This window comes from Paenibacillus sp. GCM10023252 (assembly GCF_042653305.1).
GTDB lineage: Bacteria > Bacillota > Bacilli > Paenibacillales > Paenibacillaceae > Pristimantibacillus.
This window is the reverse complement of sequence record NZ_JBHSHW010000040.1, coordinates 14,954-32,663: the sequence shown is the minus strand read 5'-3', so window position 1 is coordinate 32,663 and position 17,710 is coordinate 14,954. Positions and strand designations below refer to the sequence as shown.

The 17,710-nt window shown below is 56.2% G+C and carries 10 protein-coding genes; 2 read left to right on the top strand and 8 right to left on the bottom strand.

Features of this window, described 5'->3' with window-relative positions; translation table 11 throughout:
• Positions 1-290: 290 nt before the first annotated feature.
• The 4 genes from ACFO9Q_RS21995 to ACFO9Q_RS21980 form a co-directional block, all read right to left on the bottom strand.
• Entirely contained in the window at positions 291-8,387 is an 8,097-nt protein-coding gene (locus ACFO9Q_RS21995; RefSeq protein ID WP_379185734.1) for a GH36-type glycosyl hydrolase domain-containing protein, read from the bottom strand.
• 240 nt (positions 8,388-8,627) lie between these two features.
• Positions 8,628-8,924 carry a small, acid-soluble spore protein, alpha/beta type gene (locus ACFO9Q_RS21990; protein WP_379185733.1) on the bottom strand — a complete coding sequence of 99 codons (297 nt, stop codon included), beginning with the start codon at positions 8,922-8,924 and terminating at the stop codon, positions 8,628-8,630.
• A gap of 15 nt (positions 8,925-8,939) precedes the next feature.
• The gene (gene speD / locus ACFO9Q_RS21985) at positions 8,940-9,749 is read right to left on the bottom strand and encodes an adenosylmethionine decarboxylase (RefSeq protein ID WP_379185732.1); all 810 of its coding nucleotides are present in this window, start codon (positions 9,747-9,749) and stop codon (positions 8,940-8,942) included.
• A 143-nt stretch (positions 9,750-9,892) separates the two neighbouring features.
• The gene (locus ACFO9Q_RS21980; RefSeq protein WP_379185731.1) at positions 9,893-10,294 is read right to left on the bottom strand and encodes a DUF2203 domain-containing protein; all 402 of its coding nucleotides are present in this window, start codon (positions 10,292-10,294) and stop codon (positions 9,893-9,895) included.
• Positions 10,295-10,437: 143 nt separating this feature from the next.
• Between ACFO9Q_RS21980 and ACFO9Q_RS21975 the strand changes: the two genes are divergently transcribed.
• Entirely contained in the window at positions 10,438-12,018 is a 1,581-nt protein-coding gene (locus tag ACFO9Q_RS21975) for a phytoene desaturase family protein (protein WP_379185730.1), read from the top strand.
• 100 nt (positions 12,019-12,118) lie between these two features.
• Positions 12,119-13,417 (top strand): uracil permease, encoded by a 1,299-nt coding sequence (gene uraA, locus ACFO9Q_RS21970; protein ID WP_379185729.1) that lies wholly within the window; start codon positions 12,119-12,121, stop codon positions 13,415-13,417.
• 65 nt (positions 13,418-13,482) lie between these two features.
• Here uraA and ACFO9Q_RS21965 read toward each other — a convergent pair whose 3' ends face one another.
• Genes ACFO9Q_RS21965 through prpB form a run of 4 tightly spaced genes read right to left on the bottom strand, consistent with a single transcriptional unit; the run spans position 13,483 to position 17,697 of the window.
• Entirely contained in the window at positions 13,483-14,055 is a 573-nt protein-coding gene (locus ACFO9Q_RS21965) for an SLOG family protein (protein WP_379185728.1), read from the bottom strand.
• A 15-nt stretch (positions 14,056-14,070) separates the two neighbouring features.
• The gene (locus ACFO9Q_RS21960; RefSeq protein ID WP_379185727.1) at positions 14,071-15,510 is read right to left on the bottom strand and encodes a bifunctional 2-methylcitrate dehydratase/aconitate hydratase; all 1,440 of its coding nucleotides are present in this window, start codon (positions 15,508-15,510) and stop codon (positions 14,071-14,073) included.
• A 20-nt stretch (positions 15,511-15,530) separates the two neighbouring features.
• Complete coding sequence (prpC, locus tag ACFO9Q_RS21955; RefSeq protein ID WP_379185726.1) at positions 15,531-16,655, bottom strand: bifunctional 2-methylcitrate synthase/citrate synthase; 1,125 nt, start codon at positions 16,653-16,655, stop codon at positions 15,531-15,533.
• The gene (gene prpB, locus ACFO9Q_RS21950) at positions 16,645-17,697 is read right to left on the bottom strand and encodes a methylisocitrate lyase (RefSeq protein ID WP_379185725.1); all 1,053 of its coding nucleotides are present in this window, start codon (positions 17,695-17,697) and stop codon (positions 16,645-16,647) included. The genes prpC and prpB overlap by 11 nt, the downstream gene beginning before the upstream one ends.
• Positions 17,698-17,710: the final 13 nt, after the last annotated feature.

The window sequence follows — 17,710 nt, the reverse complement described above, 5'->3', positions numbered from 1 at the left end:
GCTTTATTGCTTTCCGATCTTTCGATCGGGGCAGTTTCACTCGTTGTTCAGTTTTCAAAGAACAATTACTTCTTCATTTCTTCTGTGTGTCGTTCGCGTTTACCTCAGCGGCGACAAGAAATAATATATCACAGGTGCCTAGTTTAATGCAAGTACTTTTTTTAAAAAAGTTTTTCATTAACATGAATCACGATCTCAACTCCACCATACTGCCTCAAACCGGCGAGTTCTAATCTATCACAGCACGCAAAAAGAAGTCAAGAGGATACCCTCCTGACTTCTATCCTTCATTAAAGAGTTAGAACGACGTCATGCTGTGCTCCATCATCCCTCAGTTCTACAAATGGCCCCTCATCAACGGAATAGACTGTAATGTCCATCTCTTGATTATCAATGACCAGCTTAGATATCCCAGCCGACTTGCGTGAAGGATTAAGAACATGCAGGTGGTAGGTGGAATCTCCATAGCGATATTGAATCGTGAGCTCTGGCCAACTGCTAGGAACACACGGCTTCAAATGAAGACGCAGTCCTCTGCGGCGAATTCCGACGATCCATTCGAGCCCTGCTTGGTACATCCAGCCGGAAGCCCCCGTATACCAAGTCCAGCCTGCATGACCTGGATGCGGCCTCTCGGAGTAGATATCTGCCGCCATGACGTAGGGCTCACCATAATACGTCCTCACTTCTGCAGCAGTCTTCGTATGCGAGATTGGATTGAGCATATGGAACAGGTCGTAGGCCTTGTCCCCATCCCCAAGTCCGCACCAAGCTAGGATGCTCCAGATGACTCCGTGGGTGTATTGCCCACCATTCTCCCGAATACCAGGCGGGTATCCTTGTATATAGCCTGGACTCGGATCCGTCCGATTGAATGGAGGGGTGAGGATGTGCGCGATATTAAGCGTGCGGTTCACCAGCTCACGATCGAAGGAACGCATCGCTTGCAACGCCTTGTCGTCTGCTCCTAGTCCCGATAGGACTGACCAGGACTGGGCAATGGAATCAATCCGGCACTCCGCATTATGAATGGAACCTAGCCAATCGCCTGAATCTGTGAATGCTCGGCGGAACCATTGACCATCCCAGCCAGATTCATTCAAGGAAGCAGCCAGCTTATCCCGAGTTGCCTTGTATCGATCCGCTCGTTCATAGTCGCCTCTGCTCGAACACAGCTCTATGAACCTGCCCAGTATATGTCCCTGGAACCAGCCAAGCCAGACGCTCTCACCACGTCCCTCTGCACCGACAAGGCTCATGCCATCGTTCCAGTCCCCGATACCCATTAACGGCAGACCGTGCTCTCCGAATCTAAGGCTTCGCTCAATCGCACGCAGACAGTGGTCCATGACCGTCCCGCTCTGCTCGGACTGCACCGTCTCTTCATAGCGCTCGTGCTCCTCAGCGCTCAGCTCATTACTGATCAGATAAGGAACCGTCACTTCAAGCACACTCTCATCCTCTGTATGCTCCAAGTAACGGCTGACCGCATAAGGAAGCCACAGCAGGTCATCGGAGAACTTCGTGCGGATTCCTCTGCTCGTCTCCTCATGCCACCAGTGCTGTACATCTCCTTCAATATATTGGTGCGAGGCATGCAGTACGATCTGTGCTCGGGTAAGGTCAGGACGGCTATGAAGCAGCGCAAGCGAATCCTGCAGCTGATCGCGGTAGCCGTATGCTCCTCCAGCCTGGTAGAAGGCGGTTCGCGCCCACATCCGGCATGCCAAGGATTGATAGAGGAGCCAATTGTTCATCATGATATCCAGCTCAGGTGAAGGAGTGGAGAGGGTAATGCCTCCTAGCCTGTCATCCCAGAACTTCAATACCGCAGCATATGCTGCTTCACAGTAGCTTGGCTCTCTGTACGCCTGCAGGAGCTGAGCCGCACCTGACTCCGAATCGGTGCAGCCAAGAACGATATAGATTGTCATCTCTGCTCCCGGACTCAGCTCGAGCTTCGCTTGAACCGCGCCGCAGGACTCATGATGCGGACCAGTGGCTCCAGATAGCCTCTCGCGATTCATTGCGGCTGGCGATTCATATTGTCCGCCTCGACCGATGAACTCCTGCCGGTCGACTGTCCAGCTCTGCTCATACGCTGAAGCGGCATTCACAGCCAAGAACGCATACGCCTCGCGGAAGTTCTCCTGATAGGCGTTACGAGCGATGAGCGCTCTGTCCGTTCCTGACCAATTCGCCACAACATACGAGGCATTGCCTTCCCTCTGAACGCCGAGCACCCATTCGGCGTAGTAGGTTGCAGATATCTGGCGAGGCTGGGCTGTTGTATTCGTTAGTCGTACCTTCAAGATCTTGATCGGATTCTCAAGCGGCACGAAGACTGTCAGTTCCTGCTTCAAGCCGTTGTTCTCTGCTTCGAACCGGGTATAACCGCGGCCATGAGAGACGGTGCAAGCAGGATGCCCTCCTGAACGAGTCGAGCCAAGCATCCAATACTCGCCGCTCTCTTCATCACGCAGATAGCAGATCTCACCGGGCGGATCGAGTGCAGGGTCATTGGACCACGGCGTAAGCTTGCACTCTCGGCTGTTGCGCCACCACGTGTAGCCTGTGCCGAGCTCCGACACGAGGCATCCGAACTCCCGGTTCGCCATCACATTAATCCATGGGGCCGGAAGGGGGTTGCCCTGCTTGAGCAGCATCCTGTACTCCCTCCCGCCATCCGGTGTGAAGCCTCCCCATCCATTGAAGAAGACTAGAGCTGAAGAGTCATCCGTATCTTGAGGTGCCGGATAACGATTAAGCGGTGCTGTAGTAGACAGCGGGCCTGGCAATACAGTACGTGAAGCCCCCGCCTTCAGCTGGGCCTTCAAGCTTGCTCCGTCGGCATGAAGGACTAAGCGGGCTACGGTGAATAGGAGAGACTTATCCTCTTCCCTCAGATTAGCGGCTGCAAGCACATGAATTCCTCCTGCCTGGCTAGCATACTGCTCCATCGTACGTCGCAAGGCGTCCTGCAGATCCTGCTGGTATCCGCCAGCGGATTCGTTCAGAATGACGAGGTCGAACCCTATTCCTTGTCTGCGCAAGTAGTCGAATCCGATACTCAACTTCGTAATGAACGGCAGATCTGCGATGTCGGCAATGACGGCAATAACAACAGGTCGATCTCCAGAGATACCGTGTGCCCATAGCCCTTGTTGGCCGAACGTATTCGCTCCAATCGCTCTCTCCCGCTCCAGCTTCATAGGGGCGGTATAGAGCACTCGCCCAGCCATAGAGCCATACACCGCGATATCTGCCGGGGAGAGATGCATATGCTGCAGCTCAATCTGACTGCGAGTCCAAGCGAGCTGATAGACTTGGTCAGCTTGCTGTTCCGTGGCGAGCCTGTCCGCAAGCTCTGCCGCCTGCTCCTTCGTATCCGCTGCGCCTGTTACCGCAATCAACGTCGTCTGGGCTCCTGGGGCGAGGCTTAATCTCCTGCGCATGACGAAGGCCGGATCCGCGACGGCCCCTTGGGCTGAGCCGAGCTTAACCGCAATTCCAGCAGGGGAGGACAGACCGTGCCCTCTGCCGATGAAGGCTGCCCGGTCCGTCTCGTACTCGGCAGGTCCAATGGAAGCTCCGCTTCCTGATAGCTTGTGCACGGTCCACCAAGCCTGCTCTTGTCCGCTACGTGGACGCTTGCGGGCGAGCATACATTCCTTCTCCTCATCCACCTCAGTCTCAATGAACAGCTTGGTGAAGGCCGGATGGGCCCGATCCGCATCAGGAGCGGCCATGGCCAGCTCGATGAAGGTCGTAACCTCTAAGATTCTCTCTGCTTGGCTGTGATTCGTTAGCGTCAGACGGCGGACCTCAGCATTCGTGTCCGAGGCAACGCCTACTTCAAGCTTAGATTCAATGCCGCTTCCTTCGCTCAAGAATATCGCTCTATCCTGCGTGAACTGGACGCGAGTCTTCCCTGTCTCTTCCGAGCCGCATGGCAGAGGAGTTGGAGACCACACGCGATTGCTCGCTACATCTCTAATGTACATATAGCTGCCCCAATGATCGGTAACCGGATCTTCCCGCCAGCGGGTAATCGCAGTCCCTCCAAGCCGGATGAATCCACTCCCGCTGTCCGTCACCACCGAGGTGAAGGCTCCATTCGAGTGAATGGACACCTCTGGGACGAGGTTATTCCCGCCCTGCAGCACCCTTAGCGGCACGCCTTGCAAGGCAGGAGCCTGTGGAGGACGAGCCCCGGCAGACAGCGGCTGAATGACCCTGGAGGTCCGGGCAGGTATTCTCTCCTGCAAGAGCAGCTCCGCCGCCTGAATCCGCTTATCCCGGTGAAAATAATCATACATCGGCGTAGGAAGCAGCAAATTAGCCAGCGTCAGCAAGCTCATTCCTTGATGATGGGCCATGAAGCTCTGGATAACCATCGATGTCCGGCCATTCGGCATACGCTCTGGCGTGAAGTCTATCGCTTCATAATAGCCATACTTGCCTCGAGCACCCAGCTTCTCCATACGCTCCAGCCCGGCAAGCCCTTCCTTCCCGGCGAATGGCAGTGCCATGACGGCTGCATATGGGGCAAGCACGAGATCGAGCTCAAGACCGCGCTTGAAGCCGAGCCCGGGCACACCAAATGCCCGGTACTGATAATTCAGCTGGTAGTCGAAGGCATAATAGCCTGACTCGGATATCCCGAATGGCACTCCGCGCTGACTGGCATACTCCAGCTGCCGCTTCACAACGCCGCGGTAGGTCGAATCCCAGATGGTGTCCCGATACGTCCGCATAATAAGCCAAGGCATCAGATACTCGAACATGGTGCCTGACCATGAGACTAATGTCTTCTCCCCTCCAAGCTTGCGAACCGTACGGCCAAGCGCCAGCCAATGTGACACAGAGATCTGGCCAAGCGCAATCGCAACGAAGCTCGTCTGGCGAGCCTCCGACGCCAGCAGGTCATACAGGATGTCATCTCTGCGGCCGCTCGCCGCATGATAACCGAGAACGAACAGCTTGGAGGCATAGTCATATAGCGGCCGGAAGTCGGTCGATACAATCAAGCTCTCCAGCCGCTCAAGCAGACGCTCAGCCCTGTCCCTCCAAGAACCTTGATCATTCTCAACAGACAGCCTATGCTCCAGAGCCTGCTTCACGGTCATCAGGCTGGCAACGAAGTTGCCCGAATCTACAGTAGATACGTAGGCAGGAGGAAGGGTGGACAGCGTCATCGTGTCGTACCAGTTATAGAGATGTCCATGCCACTTGTCCATCCCTTCGATTGTTGCAATCGTCCTCTCCAATCGCTCAACCATCTCAGCCGAGTCAATGAACTCGAAGTCCCTTGCTGCAATGACGGCCGTGAGCAGGAAGCCGATATTCGTCGGCGAGGTGCGATGGGCAACACCATTCGGAGGATCCATCTGAACATTATCTGGCGGAAGCCAGTGATCTTGCTCTGTGGCATAATCCTCATAGAAGGCCCAGATCTCCCGCGCTAGCCGAAGCAGTCCCGTACGTTCTTCTGCTGTGAAGGTAAGCTGCTCCTGCTTAACCGGCTGATTGAACATTCGAACGCCGAGCGGGGCGGTTGCCCAGAGCACACATAGAGCGATGCCGGACCAGTATGGACCAGGATCGGACTGCAGCAGGGAGGCAAGCAGCACGAGGGCGATGAGCAGAATGCCTGCACCGCTCCCGAGCAGCAGCAGTCGTCTGCTTCCCTTGCTTCCCCGCTCAATATGCGAGAAGGACGTCCATTCGAGCATGCGCCGCTTGCTCACGAGCACTCGATACAAGGTGCGAATGACCGCATCGAGCAGGACAGCCGCCTGGAAGGGCAGCGTCCATATATAGAGTAGAAGGTGCATGGCGGTGCTCCAGAGACGCTTCGGTTGGTAGATGATATTTTCGACGAAGGAGAGCTGCCTTAAGATAGGCAGCAGGAGCGTTAGCCCAAGGAACGCAAGCCATCTCCCCGGACTGCCCGGCAGGACGGTTAACCCTAATACGATCAGGATTAGGTACACGATTGGCAGCAGACTGCGGCGCAGGTTGTCGAGCATCTGCCATCTGGTTACTAGCGCAAGATCAACCGGCCGCGGTGTCCCATGCTGATCTCGGACGCGTGGAAGAAGCCAGCAGAGCAGCTGCCAATCGCCTCGCACCCACCGGTTCATTCGCTTCTGATAGGCACTGAAGGTGGATGGATAATCGTCAATCAGCTCAATGTCCGACAACAGCCCTGTTCGCAGGAAGCCTCCCTCCAGGAGGTCATGGCTCAGAACGGAATTCTGAGGAATGCGGTCGCGAAGCAGCTCGCGGAATACGCCAACGTGAAGAATGCCCTTACCGGTGAAGATCCCGTGGGAGAACGCGTCCTGGTAGGGATCAGAAGCTGCGAAGGCATACGGATCTACCCCGGGCTCTGCTGAGTAGTAGGCAAGTCTGGAACGCATCGCAGACTGATGGCTCATGCCAATGCGCGGCTGCAGAACGCCATAGCCCTCCACTACTCTCGTGCGGGATGCATTCAGACGCGGACGATTGTATGGCAGATGCATCGTGCCTATCATGCGCTGAGCGCTCCCCATGGGAAGCTGCGTATCTGCATCGAGCGTAATCAAGTATTGAATGCGAGAGAGCACCTCTCGCTCACCGACCCTAATGTGATAGCTCGTCTGCTCGTCGCCGCCGAGGAGCTCTATGAACTCAGCGAGCTTGCCCCGCTTGCGCTCCCAGCCCATGAACACGCCCTCGGAAGCATTCCACTGTCTGCGGCGTTGATAGAGATGGAAGGTGGTGCCGGTGCTCTCGTACTTGCGCCCAAGCTCCTCGATCCTCCTGGTTGCATAAGCTTCCAGAGCCGCATCTGAGGGCATCTGCTCTTCGGGCGCATCGGTGAAGTCACCAAGCAGTGCATAGTGAATATTCGGATCCCGATTGGCCAGGTAATGAATCTCAAGACGGTCTGCGAGCTCGTTCACTTCTTCCTCGTTGGACCAGATGGCCGGTATGACGACCATCGTCGAGGCATCCGCCGGCACCCCGCTTGAGAAGTCATAGCGCAGTATAAGCCGAGGCTGATAGCATCGTTCAATGAATAGATGAAGCAGCGTAATTCCCCACTCGCTAGCAGGCAGGAGTAGAGCGATAGCAAGAGCGGCCCATCCGAGAGGGGATAGGGATTGCCCTGCACTTATCCAGGCTGCCGCTGCAAGGAGCGACAGTAGGAGCAGGCCAATCAGCATGGCAAAATAAGTGCTGATCGCCCGCTTCTTCACATGCGTACCCGGAAGAGGGCGAGGCTGGCTGCACTGTCTAAGAGAATGCTGAAGCGCAAGCACTCCTGTCGGCTCAAATAAGTAATAGGCGGCGAATGATTCCCGAGGCTGCTCCTCTGCGGATTGGAAGACCGCTGCTGCAAGCTCCATCGCTTGATGGGCAACCAGGGTCTCGGTCACGTTCATCCGGCGAGACAACGTCTCTACCCGCTTCAGGATAGCATTCCTGGAGGCCGCATCCAGCTGAGGATAGAGGCCGGAAGGATCACTGCGGAGCGTCCGATCCAGCAGGGAGATTCTCTCGAACAGCCCGTTCCAGTCCCGCCTCTCATTGCTGCGCAGACTTGTAATGAGATTGCCGGCGGTCAGTTGATAAGAAGCTTGGAGACGATGCTCGTACGTGACGATACGATCAAGATCCTCGGCACCATTCTCGAACTTGCAGATCAGCCATTCACGCACCGATGTAGTATCCTCGGCCCATTCTCTAAGCTGAGAGATGAGGTGTACGATCCACGGACCGGATAACGGGAAGGAACGTCCCGCTGCTTCAAGCTGTGCAGATACCGCCTCACTCGTTATCGTCGAGGGGGACAGCTGTGCGAGCAGCCGGCTTACTTCAAGCCCGACCTCGCGCCGCTCTCGTACATAAGACATCGTCTTCGCTAACCGGCCTATTAGAGCCACACGCAGGACGAGCGGTATCGCATTCGTCTCTGCCAAATTCAGAACGGACACTTCCTGATACGCATTAAGATAGGTCAGCAAGGTGTCCTCATCGAATACTCCGTCCACTGCGTCGAGGTACTGTTCACATACCGAGCGAATTCGCAGACTTGCTTCATCTTGAAGCACCGGAAGTCGGCCGAGCGCTTGCTGGGCAAGCTGCGTCTGCACCTCGATGACCTGCTCCTCTATGAATTCTGCATTATCCAGCAGCCATTCTTCAGCCGGCCCCGTATGCATAGGTGATGCAGCAGAATGCCGATGCAGGAATGAGACGAAGTCCCTCAGGAGCTGGGAGTCGGTGTAGAACGGCTTCCATATAACCGAGGGCTGGAACCGCTTGGCGCCGATACTGTGCTGAAGCGCAAGCTGACGCGCCTCTTGCTTAAGCTGGTCTAGATTATAAGTCATGAGTCCCTCCAGGCATCTTGTTGTTCCATGGTTATCCATTGGATAGAGCGATTAGGCAGACATGGGTAGAACAAACAAATTATTGCCATATATCGGATGTTTTATGAGCGGGGAGGGAGGATCTGTATGAAAAAAAACCGTTCGCACGGGGGCGAACGGCTCGAAGCTTCTCGGTTATTAGTCGGTTATTAGTCGGTTATTGGTCTATTATTAGTCGGATATTCACAGGTTATCGGCCGGTTAGCGGTCGGGATGATTCGTGCTGTTCGCCAGCTTCTCTTGTGCCATTCGGATCATCTCTCGCACCATCGTGCCGCCAATCTGTCCACCGATCTGGCCGGCATCCTCTGTCTTCAGATTGCCGTTATAGCCGGACTGGAGGGGGATGCCCAGCGCTTCAGCCACTTCAATCTTCACATCATCCGGACGCTCGGGGTTAACCGTATAGCCTTCCTGCCTCATCACTTCTCCCTTGAATCGGCTCATCGCCTGTTCAGCACCCGGGACGAGCAGCTTCCGCCTGCTTCTTCTTGCCATTGCAGATCCCTCCTGTCAGTAGATGTTCTTGCCGTAGAAGATCTCATCCATCTCCATCTGGACACTCTCGGTAATCTCACGACGGTCCAGGGCGCTCAGCTTGTCCTTCGTGTAGCCGAACAAGTAGTTGTTGAGGTCGAACTCCCGCAGCCTGCACTTCGTATGGAAAATATTCTCTTGATATACGTTCACATCAATCATGTGATACAGATCCTTGATCTCCTCCGGAATATAATTCTGAATGGAGCTGATATCGTGGTCGATGAACAGCTTGTGCCCATGAATATCTCTCGTGAAGCCTCGTACCCGGTAATCAATCGTCATAATGTCCGTATCGAAGGAATGAATGAGATAATTAAGCGCCTTAAGCGGGGAGATCTCTCCGCAAGTAGAGACGTCAATATCGGCCCGGAAGGTGCTGATTCCTTCATCGGGGTGGTATTCGGGATAAGTGTGCACCGTAATATGGCTCTTATCTAGATGCATGACCACCGCATCGGCAGGCAGCGGACCGGGCGATTCATCGAAGGAAGCCTTCGGCGCCTCCTCCACTGGACCTTCCGAGACGAGAATCGTGACACTTGCTCCTTGCGGATCATAGTCCTGCTTCGCGATATTGAGGACATGCGCTCCGATAATATCGGTAACCGCCTGGAGAATACCGGTCAGACGATCTGCATTGTATTGTTCATCTATGTAGGCGATATACGCCTCCCGCTCCTCCTTCGTCCGAGTGAAGCAGATATCATACATATTGAAGCTGAGTGACTTGGTCAAGTTGTTGAATCCGTGCAGAGTAATACGCTGTTCCTTCGTTAGTGACATGAATAATACCCTCCGTTCTAGGCTGCCTTCTTGTTCATTATTTCCCTGTGGGTGATTAAACATCCAGCCCGCTTCATCGCCTATGTACCCGTTCCTTAGGTGGGCCTAAACAAGTGGGGCAGGGCAGGCTTCTCGTTGATAGGCTATTCCGCCAATGGCTTCCGCCCTATGAATCCGTCATGCCAGCCGTGGTAATGGGTAATCCGCTCTTCGCCTTCCTTCCAGCAGAGCAGGATAGACTCCTCGCCCAGCAAGCCTGGAAAGTCTAGAAGGCCTGGACTAATCGACTTCACAAGCACACCTTGTCTGTGGAAGTTGCCAAGCATGAGGTCAGCTTCCATCTTCATGAACTCAATAACTCCCTCTTCCTCGAAAAAGAGGTCCACCGCCACACTTGGCTCGGAGTGCTGCTCCCTCTTCGCCCTCTTCAGCTCCGTGTACTTATCCTCTATATCGCTTACCAGTGCTTGCAGCTTGCCGAGCTCCTCGCGCAGTGCAGGCAGCATGGCGTTCGCTTCGCTTACCGTGAATAATCTAGATTCCATAGATAACCACTCCTTCACACAGAAGTGTACTTCATTGCCTGCTGTCCTTCAACAGGAAGACACCCCGACAGGATTCGCCAACTCCCACGCGCGAACTAAGATAGTATAAGTGGCGAGATTAGAATGGAAGGGAATGATGAAGGTTGAAAAAATATGACATCATCTTCATAGGAAGCGGTCATAACGCGCTAGTAGCTGCCGCTTACCTTAGCCGGGCAGGGAGGAGCGTACTCGTCCTGGAGAGGAACGATCGGGCGGGCGGATTCCTGCGAACGGAGGAGCTTACCTTGCCGGGCTTCAAGCACGACGTCTACTCCGCTGCTCATCCCCTCTTCTTGACGGGACCTGCTTATGCCGATCTAGGCAAGGAGCTTGAGACTAGAGGACTGAGCTATGTGAATACAGATCTGCCAACCGGGGTATCTATGGAGGATGGGCGAACAGCCGTCTTCTCCAGGTCGATGGATGAGCTTATCGCCGAAGCCGAGCGCCTTGCACCAGGAGATGGGGCCGTGCTTGCCAAGCTGTTCGGTGACTTCCAGCCATATGCAGGCGATGTATTCTCCCTATTCAATCAGGATCTCACGAGCAAGCAAGCGTCGTCGACGATTCACAATCTGCTGCATGATGAAGGCAAGCCGGGCTATTCCGCCTTCGCTGCTTCCTTCCTATCCACAGCAAGGCAGGCGGTTAGCGGATTCCAGTCCCCAGTCATGCGGGCGATGCTCGCCCCTTGGGTAACCCATCTTGGCCGAACACCGGATGAAGTCGGCAGCGGACTATGGGTGCCTCTCACCGCAATGGCACTGATGGGAGGCGGGATGCCGATCCCTGAAGGAGGAAGTGAGAAGCTGGCGGAAGCACTGGTGAAGCTCATTACGGATGGGGGAGGAAGTATTCGGACCGGGGTGCTGGCGAAGCGCATTGTCATGAAGCACGGGAAGGCTGTCGGAGTGACCACGGCGGAGGGGGAGACATTGGGGGCCAAGCTGGCCGTAGTAGCATCCACAGGGCCTGATCAGCTCTATCTGTCCCTGCTGGAGGGAGAGTCCCTCTCCCCGCTACTAGTAGAGCAGGCTAAGAATTACCGTTACGGACGAGGCTGCGTACAGATTCAGCTGGCGCTGAGCGAGCCTCCAGCCTGGCCGGATTCCCGCTTCGCGAAGGTCGGTCAGCCTCACCTCACCGATGGACTGGACGGCTTCACGCAAGCGATCGCTCAGGGAATGGCGGATCTGCTCCCGATTAAGCCTACCTTCACGGTTGATTGTCCTACGAATCTCGATCCGGGGCGCGCACCTGAAGGGAAGGCCATCATGCGGATTCAAGTACTGGAGGTGCCATGCCGGCCACGTGGTGATGCGGCTGGAGAGATCGATGTTGGGGATGGAACCTGGACGGAGGAGCTGACCGAACGGTTCACCGAGCGAGTGCTTCATGTGGTCAGCAAGCATATTCCGAACATTCCAAGCGCTGTCCTAGCGAAGCATGTCATCACACCAGCTGCGATTGCAAGATTCAACCCGAACAGCGGTCCTGGGGATCCGTACGGCGGGGCTCATGACCTTGCCCAGAGCTATCTGCTCCGCCCGCTGCCTGCGCAGCCGAGTCATCAGACGGATATTCCGAACTTGTTCATGCTCGGTGCAGCCACATGGCCGGGCCATGGCATCAATGGAGGCTCCGGCTATATAGTTGCTCAGAAGCTATTAGCGCTTAGCTGACAGGGTAATTGTCAATCCTAATGATAGCAGGTACAATCGTTAAGGTTATGAAGGCTAACGCCGCACCTAGAATCAATTAGACGGAGGAATACAGTTCGTTATGCAGAATGCAATTGGAATAACAGAAAGACCGCCGCTTGGCCAGAGCTTGATGCTCAGCTTCCAGCATCTGTTCGCCATGTTCGGCTCAACGGTACTCGTGCCGAACTTGCTCGGCGTTGATCCCGCCGTCTGCTTGCTTATGAACGGAATCGGAACGCTTCTCTATCTCTTCATATGTAAGGGTAGAATTCCCGCTTATCTGGGGTCCAGCTTCGCCTTCATCGCTCCAGCGGGAGCAGTTATCGGTCAGTCTGCCTCCGGGGGAGACGGTTATGCAGCGGCGCTTGGCGGCTTCATTGCCGCTGGCGTAGTGTTCTGTATCGTAGCCCTCATCATTCAGCTCGCCGGTACGAAGTGGATTAACGTGGTCTTCCCTCCGGCAGCGATGGGCGCGATCGTAGCGGTCATCGGACTGGAACTGATTCCAGTTGCTGCGAGGATGTCTGGATGGATATCGGACGGCAAGCCTGATTGGTCTCCGGACGGCAAGACCATTGTGCTATCTCTCATTACGCTGGGCGTCACCGTACTTGGCTCCGTGCTGTTCCGCGGATTCATGCGAATCATTCCGATTCTCATCGGAATCATAACGGGCTACTTCGCAGCTTACCTCATGGGCATGACGAAGTTCACCGCGGTAGCCGAAGCAGGCTGGCTGGACCTGCCAGCGTTCACAACCCCTGTGTTCGAATGGGCGGCGATCCTGACGATCGTCCCCGCTTCTCTAGTTGTCATTGCGGAGCATATCGGTCACTTGGTCGTAACGGGCAACATCGTGAACAAGGATCTGTCCAAGGATCCCGGCCTGAACCGGTCCATGCTCGGCAATGGCATCTCGACGATCCTATCCGGCTTCGTCGGAGCGACGCCTAACACCACCTATGGGGAGAATATTGGCGTCCTCGCCATCACGCGCGTGTACTCGACATTCGTCATCGGAGGCGCAGCCGTGATTGCCATCATCCTGTCCTTCTTCGGCAAGTTCTCCGCTCTCGTGGCCAGCATACCAACACCGGTCATGGGCGGTGTATCCCTGCTGCTATTCGGTGTCATCGCTGCCTCCGGGCTGCGCATGCTCGTCGAGAGCAAGGTCGACTACAGCAAGCCGGCCAATCTCTACCTGACGACGATCGTCTTCGTGACCGGACTTAGCGGCGCGAAGGTTGTATTCGGAGACTTCTCGTTATCCGGTATGGCTCTCGCCACGGTATCGGCCATTATTCTAAGCCTGCTGTTCAAGCTGTTCGAGCTGGCACGCCTTATGAACGACGGGGATGGCGGAGCGAATTCACACTAGCCTATTCTATTGTAAGGGCCGTCACCTGGTGATTATACACCTTGGTACGGCCCTTTTTTTTCACGCTATTCATAGACTTCATCCAACCGGCTCATGCTCTCATCCTCGGCGATGCTCTGCACAGTATCCGCGGTAATGAGGATCAGCTCATAGCTCTCTCCGCTCTGCTGCTTGCCCAGCGCCCTCTCCTTGTAGAACCGCGCACCGCTCTCCGCTGCTTCCTCGTCGTAGAACAATAGCAGCCCCTCCGTCTTCCGGACAAGAAGCTCATCCCGAGCCTTCAGCTGCCAGCCTCCTTGATAGGGTTGCTTGCTGACGAAGCCGTAATAATCAAGCTGCCTGACGATGTCGCGATAGTACGTCTGCTTCTCCTCCTTCCACTTCTCCTCAGGGTTCAGATAAGCAGATAGAATAGACAGCTTCAGCGATGGATATTGCTCCTTCAGTGCAAGGACGACCTCGCAGCCCCACAGATCGACACCGAACTGCCCCGGCGTAATGACCCATTCCAAGCCTTGCTCAGCGAGCGGAAGGAGCTTGTTGTAGAGAGCCTTCTTAATATAGGGAATTCCCTTATGCTTCTGATCATAGATGCCCAGCTCATGGGCGCGATAGCCGGTTAACAATAAGTTCTTCATGCCCCTATCATAACGCTACAGGACGAATAAGTCGATGAACCGATGGACCGGCATCTGCTCCAGCCGCTCCTGATCCTGGCAGACGGCCAGCACCGCCTTCACCTGCTTCGGCGACAGGCGCGAAGCGACATTGACTTCGAACTTCTGCTCGAGCAGCGGTATGCCCTCCGCGCGCCGGCTGCGATGGCCGATCGGGAACTCCACCTCTACCTTGGCGCTCGCGGTTCCATCCCGGTACAGAATCTGGACGCTGTTCGCGATGGAACGCTTCCCTTCATCCAGGTACTCCGATGTGTAGCGGGCATTCTCGAACGTCACCATCCGCTCGCGCAGCGCATCAATGCGTGGATCCTGTGCCGCGACGTCTTCATAATGATCTGCAGTCAGCTGTCCATGAAGCAGGGCGACAGCGACCATATACTGCAGGCAGTGATCTCGATCGGCCGGGTTATGAAGCGGACCCGTCTTGTCGATGATGCGCAGAGCAGACTCTTGTGTAGTCAATATGATCTGCTCGATCTCATCCAGCCGCTCGGCTGCCTCCGGATGGAGCTGGATCGCGCATTCCACGGCGGTCTGTGCATGGAATTCCGCGGGATAAGCGATCTTGAACAGGATATTCTCGATGACATAGGAGCTGAAGTCTCGCGTGACGCGGATGGGCTGACCCTTGAACAGGACGTCGGAGAATCCCCATCCCTCCGCGGACAGTGCCGACGGATAGCCCATCTCGCCCTTCAGTGCCAGCGTAGCCAGCCAGACAGCGCGGCTAGTTGCATCGCCGGCTGCCCATGACTTGCGCGAGCCCGTGTTCGGCGCATGCCGGTAGGTACGCAGCGAATGCCCGTCAATCCAGGCGTTGGACACCGCCGCGATGATCTCATCCTTCGTGCCGCCGAGGAGATGGGTGACGACGGCGGTTGAGGCGATTTTCACCAGGATGACGTGGTCCAGCCCTACCCGGTTGAAGCTATTCTCCAGTGCTAGGATGCCCTGCAGCTCATACGCCTTGATCATCGCTGTCAGCACATCGCGCATCGGAATGGCTCCGGCCCCGCTCCGGGAGATGTAATCGGCAACGGCAAGGATACCTCCGAGGTTGTCTGAAGGATGGCCCCACTCCGCTGCGAGCCACGTATCATTGTAATCGAGCCATCGAATCATCGTGCCCAGATTGAAGGCGGCTGCAGCAGGATCCAGCTGGAAGGACGTGCCCGGCACACGGGCTCCCTTCGCAACGGCCGTGCCTGGGACGAGGGGACCCAGCAGCTTCGTGCACTCCGGATAACGCAGCGCGAGGAGAGCGCAGCCGAGTGAATCCATTAAGCAGAGCCGAGCAGTCTGGTAAGCTTCCGGGCTGTCGACGACATAATAGGCCGCATAAGCGGCAATGCGCTGGAGGAGTGAATCCGGTTCAGGTCTGGCGTTGCTGGTCGAGATGGATATGTCGGTCATGTTAGGCTCACCTGCCTTCCTTAGAGTCTCTGCTCGAGGGGTAACCAAGGGAGCGGATCAGGTCCGCTGTAGTCGGCTGTCGGCCGAATCAACCGGTTATTGTCACGCTGCTCCATGATGTGCGCCGACCACCCGCTAATACGGGATAAGACGAAGATCGGTGTGAAGAACCGCGTAGGAATGCCAAGGCTGTAATAAGCAGAGGCGCTATAGAAGTCGAGGTTCGCGAACAGCTTCTTCTCCCGCATCATGACGCGCTCGATACGCTCGGATACTTCATACAGCTTGAACTCGCCCGCCTCCTCCGCCAGTCGCTTCGACCAGCGCTTAATAATGTCTGATCTAGGGTCGGAGATAGAGTAGACGCGGTGGCCGAAGCCCATAATGAGCCGCTTCTGCGCCAGCAGCTGGACGATGCCCCGCTCCGCCTCTTCGGGATTGTCGAACTTCTCAATGAGGTCCATCGCCCATTCATTCGCTCCTCCATGAAGCGAGCCGCGCAGCGTGCCGATGCCGGTCGTCACAGCAGAGTAGAAGTCGGATAAGGTTGAAGCCGTCACCCGGGCAGCGAATGTGGAGGCGTTGAATTCATGCTCCGCATAGAGGATGAGAGAGACGTCCATCGCCCGCTCATGCAGCTCGCTGGGGACACGTCCATGAAGCAGCCTGAGGAAGTATCCCGCAGCTCCCTCATCCTCACCGCTGTCCGTCGAGATGCGATTGCCGCTCGTCTTGTAATGATGCCAATAGAGCAAGATAGACGGGCTGCACGCCAGCAGCCGTTCCGCCAGCTCCGCCTGGCCTCTGCCTTCCTCCTCAGGCTCGAAGGCGGCAAGCGCCGAGATGCCGGTACGCAGCACATCCATCGGATGCGTCTTGGCCGGAAGCTGCTCCAGTATCTTGAGCAGACCGCCGGGCAGCTTCCTTAAGCCGGCAAGCCTGCTCCGATAGGCCGTCAGCTGCGCCTCATTCGGAAGCTGTCCATAGATGAGCAGATACGCTGTCTCCTCGAAGGTCGCTCTTGCAGCGAGATCTTGAATGGAATACCCGCGATACGTTAATCCTCTGCCTTCCTTGCCTACGGTAGAGATAGCGGTTCTGCCTGCCGTAATATCCGCGAGTCCCCCGCTCTTCCTAATGGCCATTGTCCTTCCCCCTCTGCTCATTGTCCGCGAACAGCTGATCCAGCCGCTGCTCATAGCTCTCGTACTTCAGCACTTCATACAGCTCTGCCCGTGTCTGCATGTGAGGAAGGGCAGCCTGCTGCGTACCGTCCTTCCGAATGGTCTCATACACCCATGCAGCGGCCGCGCTCATCGCCCGGAATGCGGATAGCGGGTACAAGGCGATGCTCACACCTGCTTGCTCCAGCTGCGTGATCGTATAGAGAGGCGTACGACCGAACTCCGTCATATTCGCCAAGATTGGCACGCGGACTTCGTCAGCGAAGCGCCGGTACTGATCCAGGGAAGTGAGCGCCTCGGCAAAAATCATATCCGCCCCAGCCTGAACGTAGGCTATAGCCCGTTCAATCGCAGCGTTGATGCCTTCCGCAGCCACCGCGTCTGTCCGGGCCATGACGACGAAGGCTTCATCCCGCCTCGCATCAACGGCAGCCCTTATTCGGTCCGCCATCTCCTCCCGGGAGACGACGGCCTTGTTGGGCCGATGCCCGCACCGCTTGGCAGCGACTTGATCCTCAATATGAACCGCTGCAGCCCCGGCTCTCTCCATCTCCTGAATGCATCTGGCAATCTGCCAGGCATGACCGAAGCCGGTATCGGCATCGACGAGCAAGGGGAGCTCCGTGACGGCCGTTATCCTGCGCACGTCGTCCAGCACTTCGCTCATCGTGGTCATGCCAAGGTCAGGCAGCCCGAAGGAAGCATTGGCTATACCGGCTCCCGACAGGTATAGCGCCCGATAGCCTGCACGCTCTGCGAGCAGGGCAGAGTAGGCGTTAACGGCGCCTGCGATCTGCAGGGGGCGCTCCAGCTCGAGCGCCTGGCGGAGCCGGAGGCCTGCTGAGGCTGAACTTGGGCTTAGGCCTGGAATTGAGCTGGAGCTGGAGCTTGAGATTGAGCTGGATCTAGAGCCAGAGCCAGAGCCTGAACTTGAGTCTTGGATTGGGCTTGGGATCGAGCTAGAGCCAGCGCTAGAGCTTGAACTAGAGCTAGGTTCACTCATGACGGCCACCTCC